Genomic DNA, 21,559 nt, shown 5'->3' with positions numbered 1-21,559 from the left:
GATCAGATCTATTTCGCCCTCCCTCACAAGACACTTACAATCAGGTACCCGCCGTCTCTCGTTGCAATCACTTCGGGCTGCCGGTCATACTCTCCCTCGATCGTGATCTCCGGCGAGACCTGCTCCAGATCGCTATCGTACCTGCGAAGCGTGAGGGCGTCGTCTGCGATCGCGAATGAATCCACCGACCCGTCGGGAGCGAGGAGGGCACATTCCCACGAACCGTGACCGCCGGATGATCTCTCCGAGACTATGTCACCGGACGCTCCGTCGAAGGCGCGTACGGTATACACCACCGAGGTGCGGTCCCCGAAGAGGCCGGACTTCGTCTTCTCTTCGGTCGTCAGAAGGAGCAGGTTCCCGTCCGCATCCTCCTGAAGCGACCATTCGATCCCCGTCCGCCAGATTTGGCTCTCATCGCCGGGGAATGAACTGTCCCAGAGAATCGTGCCCGCCGCATCGAGCCGAAGAAGGTGTAGGATATCGGACGTGAGCCGGGCGTCAGGATTCGTATTTTTTGCCGCAAGGATCGCGACATCGCCGTTTCTGAGTCCGAGCACCGGATGGCGCGAGGCAAGTTCGGGGTCGCCGTACGCCTCCTGCCATACCACCTCGCCGGTCTCTTCAATGACGGCGTAGTACTCTCCCCATCCGACAACCGTGCGATCCCCCGGTCCGGGTGAGGCGGCGACGATGGGCCACACAGGAGGGGCCGTATTCCTGACATTGATCTCCGTTGCCACCGTCCCGTCGAGGTCGATAACGACAAAATCGCTCTCGCCGTCGAAAACGGAGACGCTCCCTCCGGCAAGGGCGGACACCTCGGAATCCCATGAACCCCCCGGATTCTCGTCAAAGACCGTCACCGTGCCCACGGTCCCGTCGCCCTCCACGAAGGCGAGCCTCTGGATGCGGTCATGACCGTATTCGATGCAGACGATGGCAAATCTCCCGTCCGTCGTTTCCGTGGCATCCTCGAACCCTTCAAATTCAGCGGTATCGAGGACGGTGACCCAAAGGGTGGCACCGTTCCCGTCCGTCTTCGTGACCATGATGTCGTTGGGCGATGGCAGGGGAGGGGTATCATCTCCATCAATATTGATGCACCCACCGGCAAAGCAGCTGCAAAGTATAACAAAAACCATTCCGATGACCGATACCACTGCAATGGTTCCATCTCCCCGCATACCCGGAACACCTCTCCGATGGAGATCTCACCAGTGTGGTGTGAAACATCCATCCTCAGGCAACAGTGAGTGGTATTGAACGTTATAGATACTCCTTTTCCACCCAGCCTAATGGTGATGGAGAAGGAGTCATCCGGCAGATTGCCGGAACAATGCATGTTCCAATCGGGAATCCACAACAGGATAATGAAGTCATGTACATCCTGTCAGGCACCGATCATTGACACCGGGGAAAAGAATGTAAACAAGGGCTGAGAATACACTGCACCATGGACAAAAAGTCGAGGAAAATCCTGGGCATCCTCGCCATCTGTGCCCTCGTCGTCCTCCTCATCGCCTTTGCCGCCACCACCGGTCTGTCCCGGACGAACCTGAAGGACTACCGGGAAGTGGTCGACGACAACGAACGGCAGGTCACCTTCCTCCACCACGGCGAGGAGATCCTCACGGTTCTGGTGCGGGCGATGCCCGGCGCCTTCACGGGCAACTCCACCTTTCCCATGATGGTGGTGCTGACCCACCCCGACGATGTCCGCATCGACAGCCTGACCGTCAGTATCCACCCGCCCGGAACCGGGACGGCATTACCCTACGGGGACATCTTTTTGAAGACCCTGGAAGGGAATCCCACCCCCATGATCTCGTATCATACCGATACCGAAGCAGGAAAGACGATCAGTGTCCTCGACATTCCCGATGTGGGCCCACAGGGGAGGGGCTCCCTCCGGTTCGATTACCTGATTCACCCGTTCATGGAGGCGGAGCACCCTGATGTATTTATCATCTCCATCTCCGCAAAGCTCTCCGGGACCGGGGATCGCTGGAACAAATATGTCGTATTCCATCCGGTCGCTGTCGAAGTTACCCGATGAGGAGATGCACCCGGAATCGGCGGACGCAAGGGAGGCCGGACAGTCCGAAACACCCGGCCATGTATCGCGTCGCGTGGTGACAAACGCTCTCGACCACAATCGTGGGAGGCGTCAGGCAGGATGCCCTCCTGCATCATCACCAGAGAACACACACGCCACGGGGTTTTCTATTCCCTCGCGACAGGACGGTCGCGGTGGACCACCGGCCCCATCAATCGTTTCATTCGAAAAAAAAATGTGAAAGGGGTTACTTTTCGAACTTCTCAAGCATCCTGTCCATCAGTTCCGGAGCCCTGTCCTTCAGGCCGTACGCGAAGAAGGCTGCAATGCCGACGCCGATGCCGAGCCCCACGCCCCATGCAATCGGGACGAGGAAGGTGTAGATGATGGTAAGATCGATGAGCAGCTGCGAGAGGGCAAGGATGAGAACGACAAAGTAGAAGAATACCCGGAGCAGGAGGACGATCGCACCAAAGAACTCAATCTCCCTCGTCTTTCCCCAGCCCTGGATGAGGTCGGCGAAGTAATCGACGAGGATGAATCCGGCAATCAGGATGATGAGGAACATCACTATCCGGGGCAGATAGAGAATGAAGTCCTGGAAGAGATCGCTGAGGAACGCAAACTGGAGAACGTCAATTGCAGCAAGGATTGCTATCAGGTAGACGAACCATCTGACGATGAGGTCGAAGAGATGCACGATATTGGTGCCGGAATCTTCAATCGCCTTTCCCAGTGAAGTTTTGCGCAGGGCATCGTCGACCCCGATTTTATCGAGGACTTTTGATATGACGCTTCCCAGAACACGCCCGATAATCCATCCGATGATCAGTATGATGACTGCGGCGATGATGTTCGGAAGAAACGCAATCACCGAATAGAGGGCCTGCATGAGGGCATCCCCAATCGAGCCCACGGTTTGTACGGCTACATCTGTTATTGCCATAATGACCACACGCCTCCCTATAGAGTCAGACTATATAAAATATGCCCGGGACTGCCATCCGAATACGCCACGAATAAACCCCATATCTCAAAAAAAGCCACATGCAAGCCGTATCAATTATTTTATTTTCTTGTTGAAACCAAACAAAATGCCCTTATAATTCTGTATATACATAAAAGTCAAATAAAATCAGCAATTCAGAATTTTCCTTTCAATTGTGATTTTGAATACCACCCGTTCTTTCTTCATGCAGTAGAATAACATCAGACAAGATAACGCCATCCGCCCCACAATGGATGCACTCATTTTCCGGGTAACGCCCCCGAAGCCCGGAAAAATGGCGCTTTCTTCGCCCGGTTCCATCATGCTGCAATTCATGATGCCCGCCAATACCTCAAAACGGCCTACCATCCATAATCTCATTCTCAAGCTCAATCCCAATCCCGATCTCGTTCAGGCGGGTGCAAATGCCAGGCCGCATCGCGGCAGATGGTCCTCCCCTTACCGCCGCGGCGTCTTCCTGTACACCATCCCCTGAAAGATCGCAATGGGCCCACCCTGCCCGTCCGTGATATGGACAGTATAGGAGGCGAGTTTCGGGGTGAGGGCGAACTCTTCCGCCTCGGCAAAGAGCGTCCCCTCGCGGGCGGCGTTCAGGTAGGAGATATGGGCGTTGATCGCCGCCGCCGGGATGCCGTGGGAGTTGGAGGCAAGCGCGAACGCGACGTCCGCAAGCGTAAAGAGCGCTCCGCCATGGACGGTACCGTGACTGTTGCGGTGCCGGTCTTGGATGTTCATCTTCACCCGTGCCCGGCCCGGCGAAGCATCCACCAGTTCAATGCCGTTTTCCCGGGCGAAGGTGTCGGCTGCGAAGAATGTTTCGGGGTTGGTGGTGGGTTCCATATGGGGTGGTTGCGGGAGGAGGGCGAAAAAGGTATCCAAATACCCCCATGAGATTGATTTCCCTACAGTGTGCTGTACCGAGGTGTTCAATCCACAATCCTTCACCCGCCAAGCGCCTCCACGGCCTCCATCGCCGCCCTGCTCACCTCGATATCCTCGTCCCACGCCATCCGGCTGATCTGCGGAAGAACAGACGCGTCCCCGATTCTTCCCAAGGCTTCGACCGCCCACCTCCTCGTCAAACGGTCCTCGTGGTCGAGGGCACCGATAAGAGCGGGGACGGCGATGGCACCGAGCCCTTCCAGCGCGAGCGGCGCTTCCCACCGGATCAGGGAGTAATCGTCACGGAGGGCATGGGTGAAGACTGCGAGTGCCCGGGGATCGCCACGTCTGCGCAGGATGTCGAGCGCATGCTTGCGGATGGTTTTCTTCCTGTCATGCTCCAGGGTATGGATCAGGAGCTCCACGGCGGCATCCCCCATGCCGGAAAGCTTTTCCCACTCCTGCCGGGCAAAGTACAGGAGGGCCCGATCCTCTTCGGACCCGGCATCCCAACCGAGGGTGCCGAGCGCCTCCGCCGCACGGGCCCGGACGCCGGCATCCTCATCGCGGAGGCAGGCCACGAGCGGAGCCATGCCGGGGAGATGAGGGGGCACCCACGGGTCCGCGCCCTCCCCGGACAATCGTGCGGTCTCGGCACGGACATCAGGGATGCTCCCCGCTACCACATGGCCCTTGCCGCTCACCCGCACCCGGATGCCTTCTTCCGGGCACCCGCTCTCGCCGGGGTGGTCGGCTGCTTCCCGCCGGGCCGCAGCATCGGCATCCCCACGAACACGGATGAGCGACGGGGCCGCATCATCGCCGCCGATCCGTCCGATGGCATTCAGGGCGGCAGCACGGACCACGTTCTCCGGTTCCCGTTCGTAGAGACGGGAGAGCGGACCGAGCGCATCCGTACAGCGGAATTCACCAAGGGCATCGGCGGCCTGTCTCCTCATATCCGGATCGTCGTGATGCAGGAACCGGAGAAGCAGCGGAATCGCCGGGTCCAGCCATGCACCGAGCCCTTCGCGTGCCATGGAGCGGATCCTCTTTCGCACGCGTACCGGCCCCTCCCAGACGCATACCAAAGGTGGCCTCCTCTCCCGCGCTTCAATTTTCGTCAACGCCGCCACTGCGGTCAGCTGCACGGTCGGGTCCGGACTGTCAAGGGCGAGGCAGAGCCGGTCCACCGCACGTCTGCCGATAGCGACGAGCACACCCTCGATGAGAGAGGGTGGCATCTCCTGATTCGCCAGATGTGCGAGAAGCGCCGGTACCGCTGCATCCCCCATCCGAACCAGCGCACAGAACGCCCGCTCATCGTCATGCCGCTCCAAAGCCCGGAGGAGGGGGAAGACGGCAGCAACCTCTCCCAATTCCCCGAGCGCATCGGCCGCGGCCGCCCGAACGCCCGGATTGGGATGGGACAGGGCATCCATGAGCGACGAAACGGCGGGACGGCCGATACGCGAGAGGCCCCGGGCCGCTTCCGCCTGGATCTCCGGGACAGGATCGCTGAGTGCACCCGCGAGTGCTCCGACGGACGACGGTGCGGCAATGTGCTTCAGTCCCCGAACAGCCGAGAGGCGCACGAGATCGTGTTCATCGGCAAGAGTACCTTCGAGGATCCCTGCTGCCTGAGGACCGCATCGGTGCAGTGCCAAGACGGCCGCATGCCGCAGGGTGCAGTCCGGCGACGAGAGGAGCGTCTTCAGGAAAGGACACCATGCCGGGTCGCCCGACACTCCAATCGCCCGGAGTCCCCCCTTCCTCATCCGTGCGTCCGGGGAGGCGATGGCGAACCACAGGAGCACGGGACATTCCGTCGACCGGGCCATCGCCCCCAGCGCGTCGGCGGCGGCCTGTCTGACAGACATGACCGGGTCGCGCAACAGTGCCATGAGGGCAGCTGATGCCGCCAATACCTGCATCTCACCAAGGGTTGTTGCCGCCGCCTTGCGGATGGACGGATGCGACGAACGAAGGGCCTCCACGAGCGGGTTCGTTGCCCCCGGCCCGATCTTCCGGAGTATCCGGCGAATGTCCAATTCCCCTCCCCGGTTGCACCGGCAAAACCCGTCGATGAGGAACGGAACTGCCGGTGCTCCGACGCCGACCAGCAGCCAGTGGGCGACATCCTTCACCACACCCCGGCGGTCCTCCAGCAGATCGACGACGGTTGCTATCCACGGCCCTGTTTCGTCCTCCCGGAGATGCCGGAACGCTTGGATCGTCTCAGTGTCTTCAGCTGCATCCAGCACGCGAAGAAGTGTCGCGACATCCTCACGAACCGGCATCGTAAACCACCCCATAGATACCCCGCTCATCACACTATTCCGGGGTTCTTTTAGACCCGCCCGTTGTTGATATGATCGGATCCACACTCCCTGCAAATGGCACCGGGGGTGGCTGAGTGAATAGAGCCTGTTGCGGTAACCGCGAGGGCAACATCCGCCCTCATTACCCGGAAAACGCAGGAAAACCCTCAGCCGGTTATGTTCTCGTTCATATCCTCCAGCCTCTCGTCCGATCATCTCCGCGGAGAAGTTCATTCCCCAGTACGCGGTGACCACCAGCCCGGTGACCTGCCGGTCGTCGCCGCGGGTGAAGGTGACCTATGTCCCCGGCGTCCGGCGAGATGAAGACGGCGTCCTCCGCTTCCGGGAACAGCTCAAGGGCACGGCGGCACCCTGCCTCGCGGTAGAAGAGGCGGTCGTCTTCGCGGGATATGATGCGATCATTGCGGCGTCGATCGCAAACCGGTACCCGGCCGCGTAGTCGTCATGGACGTCCGGGTTCACCTCGATGGCATTTCCGATCTAGGATCTCCGGGACCGTATACGGCTCACCGAACACGATCGTCTCCAGGTCATGTTCGATCCGGACCGGCGAAATCGTCCCGGGATTGCTCATGACGATGAGGGTCACGTCATCGCCCTCCGGGTATTCTCCGGAGCGCGCTGACCCGGGCCCTGTTCTGCACCATCCGGACCACTGAAAGCGGCACCAGCGCAGGGATCAGAACCAGAAAGACCAGTATGACAGCCCCAAACAGGATGCCTACACCCGGTTTTTTTCAATTTCGGCCCCTGATTGTATAGAATACGAGCTGCTGAGGGTGCTGTTCAAGGAAATGTGAACGCACAATAAACCACAATTTAGGCTCATTAATCCCATAAATTTGTAATTGTCAATCTATTTTTGAATCATAGGTTAATTAATATTTAAATACAAATTCTAAACTAAAATTAAACGTTAAATTGATAATCGGCGGCACAATTTCGAATTATTCCACCACCCCCAATAGGAAAATTTCATGTAATGTCACATGCCCAATGCTACTATAAGTACATCAACGATTATCGATGTCAGTTGTATCCCTCTACGACCGGTTCGGCTCAGGCATTCGTGACCTCTTCTCTTCAGCGGTAAGCATCAAAATCCTCCTGCTCCTCCTAGAGAGTGACTATTCCATCCCCAGTATTTGTGCCAGGACGGGCCATGTCCATGCTGCTGTGCTAACAAGGATCCGGCGGCTTGAAGAACATGGAATATTATCGCATCAAACTGAAACATACACCCTTACAACTCTCGGAACGGTGCTCGCAACGAAGGTTTTGCCCCTCTACACAGACAGAGTTGCAGCAGTGAACAGAGAAGAGGAGAAGATACACGACACACCTCCGGCGCCGGGTTCCCCCATCCACGGGAATATCGCCAAAATGCCATCGTTCGCCCCACCCCCCGACCTGAAGGACCACTATCAACAGCGGATGAAGGAGATCAACCTCGTTTGTCGATCAGCTATCCGGACACGGATGCTCCTTCTTCTTCTCGAGGGCACAACGGACCGTGATGATCTGCGCCGGGCAACCGGCTGCGGAGCGTCACATTTCCGGACCAACATCCGTAAACTGATCGATGCAGAACTTCTCAATGAGTCCATGGACGGGATATTCCTCACGCCCCGCGGAGAGGAACTCACCTCCCTCCTCAGTGAAATCGTCCCCGTTACGGCACTGATCCTCAGGCACCAGAAATTCTGGCAAAACCATGAACTGAAAAATCTCCCATGGTTCGCCCTTGCAGCCATCGGGGATCTCGCCGAATCCGAGATCATCCATGATGACGGGAAAGAATACTTCACAACCTATGAGCATTACCTCGGTATCATCGCATCGGCACGCCATATCCACGGCATCACCGGCATGGCAAATCCCGGTATTGCAGACGCCATCACCCGCCGGGTGATCGAAGGATTCCCCGGAGAGATCATCGTCACCCCCGAGCTTGCATGCTACCTGTTTGAGGATCACTACCGGGATAAGGTCCAGTATATTTCCACCATCCCGCACTTTCGGTTTCTCGTCACGGAACTTCCCATCCCCCCGTGCATGACGGTCACGGACGCATATCTCTCCATGAAACTGTTCCTCAAAGGTTCGGATACGTATGATTTCATGAACGGATTCGTGAGCACCGCACCGGGGGCGCTCGCATGGGCCGAACGGACATTCGAGTATTACCGGAAGAGCGCCGTGCCGATTGAGGAGTATATCCGACAACACAGGGATGTACTATGAGTCATTCGCGGGCACCGGAGGACAGGCGGGGGATGAATCCAGGAATAATTTGCACCCTCCACCGGTAGAACATAAATAGAACCGAATCTCCCAATTGTTATGATTCCCGAGGTCATCATCCACAACACCGTCAGCCTCGACAATGCCGTCCTCGGGTTCGACATTGACCTCGGGCTCCATTACTCGACACTCCTCGCATTCGAACCCGATGCCATCCTCGTCGGGTCGGCGACGGCCCGGTACGGGATCGACATGTTCCTGGATTCCGTGCCGCCGGAAGAGGGGAGCGACCTTGTCCGACCGGAGCCGGAGCCGGACGATACCCGGCCGGTGACCGTCATCGTGGACAGCCGGGGCGTGCTTCATGGACTCCTGCACATCTACCGTCGCATGGAATACACCAAAGACGTCATCGTTCTCGTCTCCGATGCAACGCCGGAGGAATATCTGGAGTACCTCCGTGAGCGGGCGTATCCGTTCATCCGGTGCGGGACGGATCACGTGGCACTCCGGGAGGCACTGGAACGGCTTGGTGAAGAGTACGGCATCGCCCGCGTCGTATCGGACAGCGGCGGCGGGTTAAACGGCGTCCTCCTCAACGAGCATCTGGCGGATCAGCTGAGCCTGCTCGTCGTTCCCGTCCTTGCGGGGGCAGGGGAGAAGAAGCTCTTCGGGTCCGTTCCTGCACCGATACGCCTCGCCCTTGCAGACGCTCAGCGGCTGGACGGGGGTGTCGTTCATCTCCGCTATACCCTCGGATAGTATTCCGGAACGGGCAAAACCGGGGGGTCACCCCACCCCGATGACATCCCGGATCTTCTGCTGCGTCTCGGACCCGCGGGTGCAGTAGAACGAGTACCGGAGCCCCATCTCCCGCGAGAGTGGACAGGTCGAACAGAGGCATTCGATCTCCTCGTCGATACAACTGCTGCCCCCGACCGTGCAGAAGGCACATTCCCCCTCCAATTTCCATTCACTCTCCCCTTCAGCCGGCCCTCCGCCGGCCGCCGCTTCCGTCCCCTTCTGTTTCAGGACGCAGGCCTTGTAGGTTGGACACATATCGCAGATGCACTGCTTCTTCCTCTTCTCAAGGATGAGCTCGCGCTCCTCCGCTGTCAGATGCAGCGTCCGGAGCATCAGTTCGAAATAGTCACTCGGCATAGTTTTTCACAAACTGCACAGAAGCAAGCCTCCTATAAAAATGTGAGCCCTCCATAAGAGAAAACACTCCTTCATGGAACGGGAAGAGAAAACGTCGGCGCTCTTCTTCCGGGGGGAATTGCGTCCCTTCCCGATGCCAACGTGCAAATGTTGTCGGCATCAGCCAGGCTCCCTCTCCCCGGTGTTTCGTCTCTTAAGGCGTCCGATGGGCAGATGCCTCCACCGACCCCCTGCAACAGCACGCTCAAATACCACAACGGAGCACTCTTCTCCACGATACTTCCGCTCATCATTCTGGCTCTCGTCCTCGTCCTGATTGCCCTGCGCAACACCGGCGGCATCAGGCCTGCCATCTGGCAGATCATGCTGGGAGGAGCCCTTGCCGTCCTCCTTTTCGGGCAGATCTCCCCAACAGACGCCCTCCTTGCCATCAACATCGATGTGATGGTCTTTCTCTTCGGGATGTTCATCGTCGGGGAGGCGATTGTCCGAAGCGGTATTCTGACTGAAATCACCGACCGGCTGGTCCGGCGCGAGATGAGCATGGATGTCCTCATCCTCATGCTCATCGCGGCCACGGGGTTCTTCTCGGCCGTCCTGATGAACGATACCGTGGCAATCATCGGCACCCCCTTCGTCCTCTTCCTCGCGAGAAAATACACCATCCCGCCGGTGATGCTCCTCCTCGTCCTCGCCTTCTCGGTCACCACGGGGAGCGTCGCAAGCCCGATCGGAAACCCGCAAAATCTCCTCATCGCCCTCGAAGGGGGGCTTCCCAACCCCTTCCTCACCTTCTGTATCTATCTCGCCGTCCCCACCCTTGCAGGGCTTGCCCTCATCTACGGGGCAATGAAGGTATTCTATCCCCGGGAATTTGAGAAGTGCATCCTCCCCCATGACGATATGCCCGTCAGGGATGCAGCCCTCAGGAGACCCGCCCTGATCTCGGCGGCCCTCATCTTCGCAACCATCGCCCTCAAAGTGCTCCTCGTCCTCCTTGGAACCGGCATCACCATCCCTCTCACCGCCATCGCCGTCGTCGCTGCGCTCCCGGTGGTGATCCTCTCACCGCAGCGGGTGCAGATTGTCCGGAGCATCGACTGGACCACGCTCATCTTCTTTGCCGCTCTCTTCGTCCTCATGCAGAGCGTGTGGGACACCGGCATCTTCCAGCAAGGGGTGGCGTCCGCCGCCTATCCCGTCACCAGTGTGACGGTAATCTTCATCCTCGGCATCGTCGTCAGCCAGTTCATCTCCAATGTCCCCTTCGTGGCCCTTGCCCTCCCGCTGGTGACGGCGACGGGAGCATCGGATGCCACCCTGATGGCACTCGCCGCCGGGAGTACCCTTGCAGGCAATCTGCTGGTCCTCGGCGCCGCAAGCAACGTCATCATCATCCAGAATGCCGAGAAGGAGGGCACAACCATCGGATTTTTGGAATTCGCCCGTATCGGGGCACCCCTCACGGCGGCACAGGCCCTCGTCTACTGGCTCTGGTTCATGGTCCTTCCGTTGTAACAAAGGATCGAACAAAAGCAGAATGGAGGCGAACCCAGGGAATATCTTCAATCCGGACGTCGGGGGTGGCCGAAAGAGCCTTCCCGGAATGGAAGCGATGAGACGCACCGGAGAGAACGGACGGGGTCAGGCGGAGGGAGCGGGCATGGGAGACGGGGGGGCCACCATTCCCGCCGGAACTCCCGCGTTTTATCCCTTATTGGCATAATTTTCCGCCGCCATTAATACGTTTTTTGCGTATTCATCGTGCGTCGTGCAATACTGTTATCACAATTGAACAGCGACCTTTTCTATAACAATGGTAGTCACCGGGCAAGACGTATCGAACATATCTCTTCTTTACGTCGATGACGAACCCGCCCTTCTCGATCTCTGTAAAATATTTCTGGAGCGGTCGGGAGATATTTCCGTTACGATAGCACAGGGTGCACCGGAAGGGCTCCGTCTTCTCTCGGAACATCACTTCGATGCCATCCTCTCCGACTACCAGATGCCTGAGATGGACGGGATCGCGTTTCTCAAGCACCTCAGGGAGAAGAAGGACGCGACACCGTTTCTGATCTTCACCGGCAAGGGCCGGGAAGAGGTGGTCATCGAGGCGCTCAACAACGGTGCCGATTTCTATATCCAGAAGGGCGGCGACCCGAAATCCCAATTTGCCGAGCTCATCAACAAGATCCGCTACGCCGTCTCCCGCCGCAGAGCCGAGGAGGCCCTGCGGGAGAGCGAGGAGCGCTACCGGCTCATCGCTGACAATACCGCAGACAATATCTGGATCTTCGACATGAGCTTCAAACTCACCTATGTCAGTCCTGCGGTGAAGAAGATGCGGGGCTTCACGGTCGAGGAGGACCTTGCCCAGTCCCTCGACCAGAAGATGACCCCCGAATCATGTGCAATTGTGATGCAGCGCTTCCAGGAGGAGATGGCACTGGAAGCGACCGGCACTGCCGACCCGGACCGCGTCATCCTCTTCGAGACCGAGGAGTACTGCAAGGATGGCTCGACCATCTGGGTGGAAAACGCCGTCCGGGCAATGCGGGACGATGCGGGGCGCCATATCGGGGTCCTCGGGATTTCCCGCAATATTTCCTGGCGCAAAGAGGCCGAGCGGGCACTTCGCCAAAGCGAGGAGCGCTACCGCTCGCTTGCCGAGCACTCGCCGATTGGCATCGTCACCTGCGACGAAGACGGCCTCATTGACTACATCAACCCGACGATGCGGGCGATGCTGGGCCTTGCCTCCGAAGAAAAGGCAGCCGACATCAACCTCCTCACTTTCCCGCCACTGGAGATGATCGGCATCGCGGAGATCCTCCGGCGGACGCTCGTCATGGGAGAGACGGAAGAGCCGCTGGAGATCGAATGCCGGGCAAAAGACGGGGAGAACATCCGGTACTGGTGTCATGTCTCGCCGTTTATGACGGATGACCGGATAACCGGAGGACAGGTCATCCTTACCGATATCACCGGACGCAGATCCGTTGAACCCATTCGGCAGATCTTCGACTGCAGGACGGACCTGTACTCGGGCATCCTCTGATACGGACCTGAATATCAGCCCTGCCCATCGGGGCACACATCTCTTTTTTTTCCACCCGTTGTCCACCCACAAGGTATTTCGGACACACCTACGTACATCTGGACAATGACCTCTCCCGATCACCGGCATGCACGCCGTCTCCTGTATACCACCCTCGGGGTCGCCGTCGTGCTGGGCATTTTTATTTTCCAGGCACTCCTCCCGGTCGCGACCGGCGACTATCCCTATACCTTCGAAGAGGCGCCGGACATGGAGGGGCCGCCGGTCAGCGACCCCGGCATACTGCCGCCGGGACTCCTCGTCCTCCTGCTCCTCATCGACGCCACGGCGGCGCTTGCCCTCTTTCTCTACCTCAAGGTGAAAGAGGCCGAATAAAAATAAAAAAAAAGTTGAACGAGAAGGAGGTTCTTTCATTCGAACCCCAGCCCATTTCTGTTCACTGGAGAGCGAACCGCGTGCCGGCTTCGCGGGCCCGATCCAGAATGGCGGGGTCGGCGGCGACCGCCCCCTTCGCGAAGTATCCCTCTGCGGGGAAGACGGACGTCACCGCAATCCCCAGTGCCTCGAGCGGCCGCTGCATCGCTGGAATAGCAAAGCCCCGCTCGGCAGGATCCTTCTGTTCGGCAACGGAGAAGACGAGCGCCGCCTTCCCCAGCCCGGCAAAGGCGCTCGAGTAGGGACCGGGACGCTCTGCCGAAAACCGGTAGTACGGGTAGAGCCGGTCGATGAAGGCCTTCATCTCCGGGGTGATGTTGTAGTTGTAGGTCGGCGAGCCGAGGATGAGGGCGTCGGCCGCCTCTACCTTCGGGTAGAGGAGGTGCATCCCGTCGAGGACCCGGGTGCAGGTCAGGTCCCGGCGGCACCGCTCGCAGCCCGTGCAGGGGGCGATCGCATAATCTCGCAGGTACACCGCCTCCGTCTGTGCCCCCGCCGACGCCGCTCCGTCGAGGAGGGCGGCGAGCAGGGTGTCGGTGTTACCGCCCGCACGGGGGCTTCCGGATATGCCAAGCACCTTCAACCTCAATCACCTCCACCTGCACAGCAGTCCCCGATGACCTCGCGTATCGTCCCGAAATCGGCCGCCAGCACCTCACGGAACGCGGGCCGGTAGATCGTCGCCGCCGGGTGGTAGACGGGGACGACCGTCCGCTCGCCGCCCGACCACTGAATTGTCACGACCTTTCCGTGCATCTCCGAGATGGGGCCGGGTTTGACCCCGTGCGACTCGAGCACCCAGTGCATCGCAAACCGTCCCAGCGTGACGATCACCTCCGGGCGGATGAGCGCAATCTGGCGCTCGAGGTAGGGGCGGCAGGCCTCGATCTCCGCCGGGGTCGGGTCCCGGTTGCCCGGCGGACGGCACTTGACGATATTGGTGATGAAGACCTCCCCGCGGGCGACCCCGATGCCCGCGAGGAGATCGTCGAGGATCTTCCCCGCACGGCCGACGAAGGGGCGACCCTGTGCATCCTCGTTTCTCCCCGGCGCCTCGCCGATGAAGAGGATGCGGGCGGGTATAGGGCCCTCCCCCGGGACGGCGGTGGTCCGTGTCTCTGCAAGGGGGCAGCGCGTACAGGTCCGCACGGCGTCGTCAATGTTCCCTCGTTCATGCGAATGTGTCATCTCGTATGCTCCTGTGAAAAAAAATGGGAGAGCGGGAAGGATAGAAGAACCGGTTTCTCCCGGACCTCTCAGGACTCCACGATTCGTCCAATCTCGTCCACATACTCCTGGTAGAGCCCCAGGTCGCCCTCGGCAAGGGCACGGTTGGCCTTATCATAGAGGTCGGCGATGCGCAGGAGCTTCTCCCGGTCCGTCTCGTCGATAGGCGGGACGACGCCATCCGTGCCGTCCTCGAAGATCACGGCGAGCGCCTCCGCAAGGGTCTCCTCCATCGTCAGGCGGTCATTGTAGGCGACGATCACCCGCTGGAGCTGCGGAAGCGTCCCCCGCTCGGTCGCCTCGAGGTAGAGCGGTTCGACGTAGATGATCGAGTCCTCTATGGGAATCACAAGCGTGTTGCCCCGCAGGACGGAGGAGCCCGACTGCGACCAGAGGGTGATATCCTGTGAGATCTCCGTGTCCTGGTCGATACGCGCCTCGATCTGCATCGGGCCGTAGGTCAGCTCCTGTTTGGAGAACTGGTAGACGATGAGCGATCCATAGTTCTCCCCGTCGGAGCGGGCCGCCATCCACCCGATCATGTTCTCCTTGTTTCTCGGGGTGAACGGGAGCATCAAAATGAACTCCTCGGACGCCTCGCCGGGCAGCTTCATGATCACGTAGTAGGGCTCCATCTGCTGCCGGGAACCCCGGTAGATCTCATCGGGGATCACCCAGGCGTCCTCGCGGTTGTAGAAGACCCGCGGGTCCTTCATATGGTAGGTCGCATACAGGTATGCCTGGACCTCGAAGAGTCCCTGGGGGTAGCGGACATGGGACTGCAGGGAGGCGGGCATCTCGTCAAAATCCTTCAGAAGGCCGGGGAACATCTCGCCGTAGGTCCGGATGAGCGGGTCTTCCGGTTCGATGACATAATAGTCGATGTTGCCGTTATAAGCATCGATGACCACTTTCACACTGTTTCTGATGTAGTTGAGCCGTTTGCCCTCGAGCGACGGAACCCGGACCGGCTCGGAATAGGGGAAACGTTCGGCGGTGGTGTAGGCATCAATAATCCAGTAGAGCCTTCCGTCCGCCACGACGAGGTAGGGGTCGGAGTCGTAGGAGAGGAACGGGGCGACCGTCCGGGCCCGCTCCCCTATGCTCCGGTAGAAGAGGATCCTGCTCTCGTCGGTCAGCGATCCCGAGACGAGGATCTCGACCGAGCCGAATTTGAGGGCGTAGATGAGCCGCTTGACAAATCCGTCCAGAGCGACCCCGCCCCGGCCGCCATAGTTCTGGTAGACATTGCGATCACCGGCCGGGTAGTCGAATTCGTCGGTGGTGGTCATCGTCACGACATAGTTGCCGGTATCCTCGCCGTAGTAGATCCGGGACTCATCAAGGGTGAGATACGGTGAGACAGGCGGAATGTCCTTCATGTAGAAAACCGGGAGCCCTTCGGCCGTCACCTCGTCGACCGGGTTCATCACCGCCCCAAACCCGTGGGTGTAGACGAGGTGGCGGTTCACCCACGTCCGGGCCTGCGAGGGGAGGCCGTCGATGTTCATCTCACGGGCTGATATCAGCACTTCCTGGTAGGTGTCGTCGAAGGTGTACCGGTCCACATCCACGTCGTTGAAGTGGTAATAGGTCCGAAAGAGCTGGAGCTGTTCATAGGTGGTCTTCAGCGGGCGCCAGTCCCACAAACGGATATTTTCTATCGTTGCATTGTTCTCGAGGATGTCGCGGCGGGTGAGGTTGTACGAGACCGGGAAGACCTCCTCCTCGGCGGAATCGAGGTCGTAGGCGGCAAGCGTGAATTTGATGTTGTGGTCGAGGTACGGCTCCTCGAGTGTCAGTTCGTCTGGTTCCACGATGAGCCCCTGCATGACGGCACCCGCGACGATGCCGACGAAGGCGATGGCAAAGAACGCCGCAACACCGTACGTGATCACCTTCAGCTGTTTGAACTTCTCGTTCACCAGAAACCCGACGCCGATGACAACCGCTACCACCGTCAGGATGGCAAGCACGGGAAGTGTTACGTGGACATCCGTGTATCCGGCCCCGATCACCGCCCCGCCGGTGGAGAAGAGGACATTGTACCGGGCGAGCCAGAGACGTGCCGCGATGGTGAGGAAGGTGAGGAAGAGAAGGAAACTCAGCTGCGGAACATAGCCCCGCAGGGAATCACGCAGCGAAGTGGTGGCACCCTCCTCGACAACGACCGTCGGACGTGCCCCGCCGGAGATGCGGACGCCGATACCGCCGGAGAGGTACGGCAGGGCGCAGAGGATGATGGTCACGATGAAGAGGATGACAAGGAAGTTGAGGACGAGACCGTAGAGCGGAAGCGCAAAGACGTAGAAGCCGATGTCCAGGCCGAAGATCGGGTCGGTGAACCCGAACGGCGTCTGATTGAGATATTTGAGAACCGTCTCCCACGCGCCGGCGACCGATAGGCCCGCAAATATTGCGGCGACCCCCGCAAAGAATCCGGCGGCAGGGATGGCGTCCGGCTTCTCGCCCCGCAGGCGGGCGGCCTTGCGATATGCATACCGGATATTCAGGTAGGCAAAGCCGAAGAAGACCAGAAAGCCTGCAACAAAGAGCACGACCCTCGTCACAAGGATCGAGTAGTAGATCTCTTCGTACCCGACGGTGAGAAACCAGTACCAGTTGCCGAGGATGCCGAAGACGACCAGCACGAGTGCAAGGGCGACGGCAAGGGTGACGAGGATGGTTCGAGGGAGATTCATGGGATCACATCAATGTAAGGCAATGGGGGCGGTCATGATACAAAAGGGTTGTTGGGAGAGGGGTGAGCACGGGGGAGAAACGTGACGATGGGATACGGGAAGGAGGAAGAGAAAAGGTGGGGCTCTGATGCAGAGTGGGGGGAGGTGAGGTGGAAAAGGAGAAGAGGAAGAAGAGGCGGCGAACGGCCCCGGAAGAGTCCCCATCACTTCCCGCAGGAAAGGACAGCATCCCAGGCAAAAGCATCCGCCCCCAAACCCCGTCCCCAAAGGATGGCAATCGTCAACACCAGAACAAATACCTCCATTTATGGATGCTTTTTAAGAATAATTTCCAATTTAAAATGAATGAACATTTTTGTGCATTAAAATTCGAATTTGTTCATTTTAAATGGCAAATATTATCGCAATTCGGACAAAAAATTTTATCTATTGATTTTTATCGGAGGACACATGCAGAAAATATCCCCACAACTACTCGGTGCCATCCTGGTTATCGCAGCGATGGCACTCGTCATGCCGGTTGCGGCCGACCTGGTGTGGCAGACACAGACCATAAATGATGTCGGCAGTGCCGGCCAGTTCAATGCACTCGCTTATGATTCCGGCAACCATCCCGGCATCAGCTACTACGATGATGAAAACACGGCCCTGATATATGCATATTACGACGGGACCACGTGGAATAAAGAAACGGTTGACAACACCGGCGTTGCAGGGATGTATACCTCACTTGCCTTCGATGGCAGTGACAATCCTGTGATCAGTTACTATGACCAAGGGAACACGGCCCTGAAATGTGCCTGGTACGACGGTGCCTCGTGGCACAACACCACTGTCGACGCCACCGGCGATGTCGGCTCATTCTCCTCGCTTGCCATCGACACGACCGGTATTATCGGTATCAGTTACGTGAATTCATCCGCCGGTTCCCTGAAATATGCGGAGAAGAGCGGCGATGAATGGCAAAATGTCACCGTTGACGCCACGTGTGACGGCGTTGCTAAGACCTCGATGGCCTTCGACGGCATGGATACTCCGGCAATCAGCTACTATGATTCAGGCTCACACGGGAACCTGAAATATGCATCCTGCGATGCCGGAACGTGGTCGAATGAGACCGTAACGTCTGTTGCAAGTGTCGGTTCCTGGAATTCCCTTGCATTCGATGGCAGCGACCATCCCTGTATAAGTTATGTCTATTCCTCGACACTAAAATCGGTTAGGTATGCCAGCTATGACGGGAGTGTCTGGCAATTCGACACCGTCGAAGAATCAAGCTCCAGCTACGGTTCCACCTCGCTTGACTTTGATGCCGGTGGCGACCCCGTTATCGCTTATTCGCGACACAGCGACACAGTACGGTTCGCCTCATACAACGGAACAGGATGGGAGCTTGCGACCATCGCCACGCCTGATTATGGGGTCGGGACAGTATCCCTTGCCACCGATTCCAACGGCAACCCTGGTATCAGTTATGATAATCTTGATAACTGGTTTGGACTCTCAATCGACCTCCTCTACGCCTACGGAAGCCCCGTCGGCAACCTGAACGTCACCTCCGTTCCCTCGGGCGCGACGATCGTCCTTGACGGTACGCCCCGCGGAGAGGTGACCAATACCACGCTCACGAACCTTCCCGTCGGGACCTATGCGGTCACGGTACAAAAGGACGGGTTCGTCACCCCTGCGGCCCAGAACGTCGCGGTGACGGAGGGCAATACCACACCGGTGTCCTTTGCACTGACGCCGCAGACGGGCAACCTGACCGTCACCTCCGACCCGGCTGGGGCATGGATCTGGATCGAGGGAGGAAACATCTCCCAGCAGACCCCCTTTACCATTCCAAATATGCTGGTGGGAACCCGCAACGTCACGGTCCAGAAAGAGGGATACGAAATCCCCCTGAACGAGACGGTCACCATCACCAACGCCACCACGACAACGGTGGACTTCACTCTTGCACCGCTCACCGGCAATGTGACCGTCACCTCCGTTCCGACCGGCGCATGGGTCTGGATCGACGGCGCGAACACCACCGAACAGACAGGGCATGAATTCTCCCTCCCCATTGGCGATCACAACGTCTCCGTCCGGCTCGACTACTACGTCACCCCCGCAAACAGGACCGTCACCATCACCGACGGCTGTACGCTTGCAGAAGAGTTCACCCTCGCACACGAGTACGGCAACATCTCCGTCAACTCCACTCCCTCGGACGCATGGATATGGCTCGACGGGGCAAACACGACCCGACAGACCAACAGCACCCTTCTCAATGTCGAGGCGGGCCCCCACAACGTGACCGTCCGGATGACCGATTACATCACCCCAATTCCCCAGGATGTCACCGTCACCAACGGCACGACGGCGGAGATGACCTTTGCCCTGACACCCGAGATGGGTAATATCACCGTCACCTCCGACCCGGCAGGCGCGTGGATATGGCTCGACGGGATGAATATCACCCGGACGACTCCCTTCACCCTCACCGATATGCTCGTCGGCGAGTACAATGTCACGGTGACGAAGACCGATTATCAGGTCCCGGCAAACCGGACCGTCACGGTGACCAACGCCACGACGACCACGGCGGACTTCTCCCTCGAACTGCTCACCGGCAACGTCACCGTCACCTCCACCCCATCGGACGCATGGGTCTGGATTGACGGCGCAAATACCACGCAGACAACCGAACACGAATTCACCCTGCCGATCGGCGACCACAACGTGACCGTCCGCCTCGACTACTACGTCACCCCGGCCAACAGCACGGTGACGATCACCGACGGGTGCTCGCTCACGCAGGATTTCCTTCTCGCACACGAGTACGGCAACCTCTCGGTCAACTCCACCCCCGCTGATGCATGGATATGGCTCGACGGGGCCAACACCACCCGGCAGACCAATACCACCCTCACCAACGTCATTGCAGGGCCCCACAACGTCACCATCGCAAAGACCGGGTATGCAGCCCCCGTCGTCCAGGACGTGACCATCACCAACGGCACGACCACGGAGGCGGCCTTCACCCTCACACCGCTCCCGCCGGTTGCGGATTTCACCGTCGACCAGGTATCCGGCCCTGCGAACCTGACCGTCAACTTCACCGATGCATCCACCGGCGTCGAGATCGCCTGCTGGAACTGGTCGTTCGGCGATGACACATGGTTCAACACGACCAATTCGGCCCTGAAGAACCCCTCACACACGTACGATACCGCCGGTGCCTACACGGCAACGCTCTTCGTGACCTCGCCGGGCGGCACCGACTCGGCAACGACCGGAATCACCGTTGCGATGCTCGCAAACTTCACCGCAACACCGCTGGAAGGGCTTACCGGCATGACCGTCCAGTTCAATGACACCTCGCTCGGTGCCCCGGACACCTGGGCATGGGACTTCGGCGACGGTGCCACTGCAACGGAGCAGAACCCGTCGCATGCCTACACCACTGCGGGGACCTACAGTGTCACCCTCACGGCCGGCCTCGGAGCGGTCAACGACACCGAGACGAAGACAGGTCTCATCACCGTCACCAACCCCGCACCCACCCCTACGCCGACCCCGGTGCGCCACGGCTCCGGCAGCGGCAGCAGCACCACCCCGTTCGTCTATGACGGCGGCACGGGCACGATCCTCACCTCCTTCGAGGGCAAGGTTCTCAAGAAGACCCTCATCCATGCCGATGACGGTCTTGCCACGCTCACGCTTGCACAGGGCGTCGTTGCGCACAATGCGGACGGCACCTCCGTCGGGGAGATCGCCATCGTGGCGATCAATGCATCAGAACTGCCCGACAACCTGAACAGCGCCTTCACCTTCGCCGGCCATGCCTACCGGTGCACGCCCACCGGTGCCACCTTCGCACCGTCGATCCTGCTCACGTTTGCCATCCCCGCCGACGAATGGGACGACCTTGACGCAGACGAACTGAACATCCGGTTCTATGACGAAAAGACCGGCGTTTGGGTCGAACTCCCGGCAACGGTGAACACGGCGACCCGCACGATCACCGCAGAGATCACCCACTTCAGCATCTACGGTCTCTTCGCCGGTGATGCTTCCGCAACGACAGTCTCGACGACCCAACCCACCGTGGTCCCCGACACCACCGCACCCGGCCTGACGGAGACAACCGCAGCGGCCGACACCACCCCTGCACCCGGACCGACCCGGTCGGCACCGCTCGGCTGCATCCCCCTGATTGCCCTCGGCGCCTTCGCCCTCCTCTGGAAGCGGCGCTGAACCGGCAGTCGATTTGCATCACCCACTTTTTTTTTGAAACACGCTCTTGCGTGAAACCGCGTTGGCCACAGGCCAAACGGCGCAGTTCACCCGTTTCTCCCCATATTCTCACCATTCAAACGAGACTTACAGCGTAACGAATGTTCCAACAGTTCCCTTTCCCCGAGCGGCGACAACCTATTAATATACCGG

Annotated in this window: 18 protein-coding genes; 9 read left to right on the top strand and 9 right to left on the bottom strand. The window is 59.1% G+C overall.

Translation table 11 applies throughout. The features are described from left to right. Positions 1–23 precede the first annotated feature (23 nt). Positions 24–1,187, bottom strand: coding sequence for a hypothetical protein (locus tag AZH53_RS00570; RefSeq protein ID WP_319641612.1), 1,164 nt, complete (start codon positions 1,185–1,187; stop codon positions 24–26). Between the two features lie 269 nt (positions 1,188–1,456). Between AZH53_RS00570 and AZH53_RS00565 the strand changes: the two genes are divergently transcribed. Next, a complete protein-coding gene (locus tag AZH53_RS00565; RefSeq protein ID WP_319641611.1) occupies positions 1,457–2,059 on the top strand; it encodes a hypothetical protein in 603 nt (200 codons plus the stop codon). 247 nt (positions 2,060–2,306) lie between these two features. Here the strand turns inward: AZH53_RS00565 and AZH53_RS00560 are convergent, their stop codons facing one another. The 4 genes from AZH53_RS00560 to AZH53_RS00545 form a co-directional block, all read right to left on the bottom strand. Further along, positions 2,307–3,005, bottom strand: coding sequence for a mechanosensitive ion channel family protein (locus AZH53_RS00560; RefSeq protein WP_319641610.1), 699 nt, complete (start codon positions 3,003–3,005; stop codon positions 2,307–2,309). A gap of 189 nt (positions 3,006–3,194) precedes the next feature. Further along, a complete protein-coding gene (locus AZH53_RS00555) occupies positions 3,195–3,416 on the bottom strand; it encodes a hypothetical protein (RefSeq protein WP_319641609.1) in 222 nt (73 codons plus the stop codon). A gap of 90 nt (positions 3,417–3,506) precedes the next feature. Next, positions 3,507–3,908, bottom strand: a complete 402-nt coding sequence (locus AZH53_RS00550; RefSeq protein ID WP_319641608.1) for a PaaI family thioesterase — start codon at positions 3,906–3,908, stop codon at positions 3,507–3,509. Between the two features lie 101 nt (positions 3,909–4,009). Next, on the bottom strand, positions 4,010–6,280 hold the full coding sequence (locus AZH53_RS00545) for a HEAT repeat domain-containing protein (RefSeq protein WP_319641607.1): 2,271 nt from the start codon (positions 6,278–6,280) through the stop codon (positions 4,010–4,012). 253 nt (positions 6,281–6,533) lie between these two features. Between AZH53_RS00545 and AZH53_RS00540 the strand changes: the two genes are divergently transcribed. From AZH53_RS00540 to AZH53_RS00530, 3 genes are all read left to right on the top strand, one after another. Continuing rightward, positions 6,534–6,731 carry a hypothetical protein gene (locus AZH53_RS00540; RefSeq protein WP_319641606.1) on the top strand — a complete coding sequence of 66 codons (198 nt, stop codon included), beginning with the start codon at positions 6,534–6,536 and terminating at the stop codon, positions 6,729–6,731. Positions 6,732–7,318: 587 nt separating this feature from the next. Next, positions 7,319–8,536, top strand: coding sequence for a transcriptional regulator FilR1 domain-containing protein (locus AZH53_RS00535; protein WP_319641605.1), 1,218 nt, complete (start codon positions 7,319–7,321; stop codon positions 8,534–8,536). Positions 8,537–8,635: 99 nt separating this feature from the next. Then, positions 8,636–9,298 carry a RibD family protein gene (locus AZH53_RS00530; RefSeq protein ID WP_319641604.1) on the top strand — a complete coding sequence of 221 codons (663 nt, stop codon included), beginning with the start codon at positions 8,636–8,638 and terminating at the stop codon, positions 9,296–9,298. A 27-nt stretch (positions 9,299–9,325) separates the two neighbouring features. Here the strand turns inward: AZH53_RS00530 and AZH53_RS00525 are convergent, their stop codons facing one another. Then, positions 9,326–9,697, bottom strand: a complete 372-nt coding sequence (locus AZH53_RS00525; protein ID WP_319641603.1) for a DUF2769 domain-containing protein — start codon at positions 9,695–9,697, stop codon at positions 9,326–9,328. Between the two features lie 213 nt (positions 9,698–9,910). On the opposite strand from AZH53_RS00525, the gene AZH53_RS00520 reads away from it, so the two are divergent. The 4 genes from AZH53_RS00520 to AZH53_RS00505 all read left to right on the top strand — a co-directional run bounded on the left by AZH53_RS00520 (position 9,911) and on the right by AZH53_RS00505 (position 13,133). Then, the gene (locus AZH53_RS00520) at positions 9,911–11,215 is read left to right on the top strand and encodes an SLC13 family permease (RefSeq protein WP_319641602.1); all 1,305 of its coding nucleotides are present in this window, start codon (positions 9,911–9,913) and stop codon (positions 11,213–11,215) included. Positions 11,216–11,237: 22 nt separating this feature from the next. Further along, a complete protein-coding gene (locus AZH53_RS00515; RefSeq protein ID WP_319641601.1) occupies positions 11,238–11,423 on the top strand; it encodes a hypothetical protein in 186 nt (61 codons plus the stop codon). 90 nt (positions 11,424–11,513) lie between these two features. Beyond that, positions 11,514–12,758: a PAS domain-containing response regulator gene (locus tag AZH53_RS00510; protein ID WP_319641600.1), complete on the top strand. Its 1,245-nt coding sequence runs from the start codon at positions 11,514–11,516 to the stop codon at positions 12,756–12,758. Positions 12,759–12,863: 105 nt separating this feature from the next. Next, complete coding sequence (locus tag AZH53_RS00505; RefSeq protein ID WP_319641599.1) at positions 12,864–13,133, top strand: hypothetical protein; 270 nt, start codon at positions 12,864–12,866, stop codon at positions 13,131–13,133. 61 nt (positions 13,134–13,194) lie between these two features. Here the strand turns inward: AZH53_RS00505 and AZH53_RS00500 are convergent, their stop codons facing one another. From AZH53_RS00500 to AZH53_RS00490, 3 genes are all read right to left on the bottom strand, one after another. Beyond that, positions 13,195–13,770: a flavodoxin family protein gene (locus AZH53_RS00500; protein ID WP_319643610.1), complete on the bottom strand. Its 576-nt coding sequence runs from the start codon at positions 13,768–13,770 to the stop codon at positions 13,195–13,197. Positions 13,771–13,778: 8 nt separating this feature from the next. Beyond that, on the bottom strand, positions 13,779–14,381 hold the full coding sequence (locus AZH53_RS00495) for a uracil-DNA glycosylase (protein WP_319641598.1): 603 nt from the start codon (positions 14,379–14,381) through the stop codon (positions 13,779–13,781). Between the two features lie 68 nt (positions 14,382–14,449). Beyond that, positions 14,450–17,122, bottom strand: a complete 2,673-nt coding sequence (locus tag AZH53_RS00490; RefSeq protein ID WP_319641597.1) for a UPF0182 family membrane protein — start codon at positions 17,120–17,122, stop codon at positions 14,450–14,452. A gap of 450 nt (positions 17,123–17,572) precedes the next feature. On the opposite strand from AZH53_RS00490, the gene AZH53_RS00485 reads away from it, so the two are divergent. After that, positions 17,573–21,367: a PEGA domain-containing protein gene (locus AZH53_RS00485; protein WP_319641596.1), complete on the top strand. Its 3,795-nt coding sequence runs from the start codon at positions 17,573–17,575 to the stop codon at positions 21,365–21,367. The last annotated feature ends 192 nt before the right edge of the window (positions 21,368–21,559 follow it).

The sequence above is a fragment of the Methanovulcanius yangii genome (genome assembly GCF_018687785.1).
In the GTDB taxonomy this organism is placed as follows: Archaea; Halobacteriota; Methanomicrobia; order Methanomicrobiales; family Methanomicrobiaceae; genus Methanovulcanius; species Methanovulcanius yangii.
Note: the sequence above shows the minus strand (reverse complement) of the source record. Positions and strands in the feature narration are given on the sequence as shown.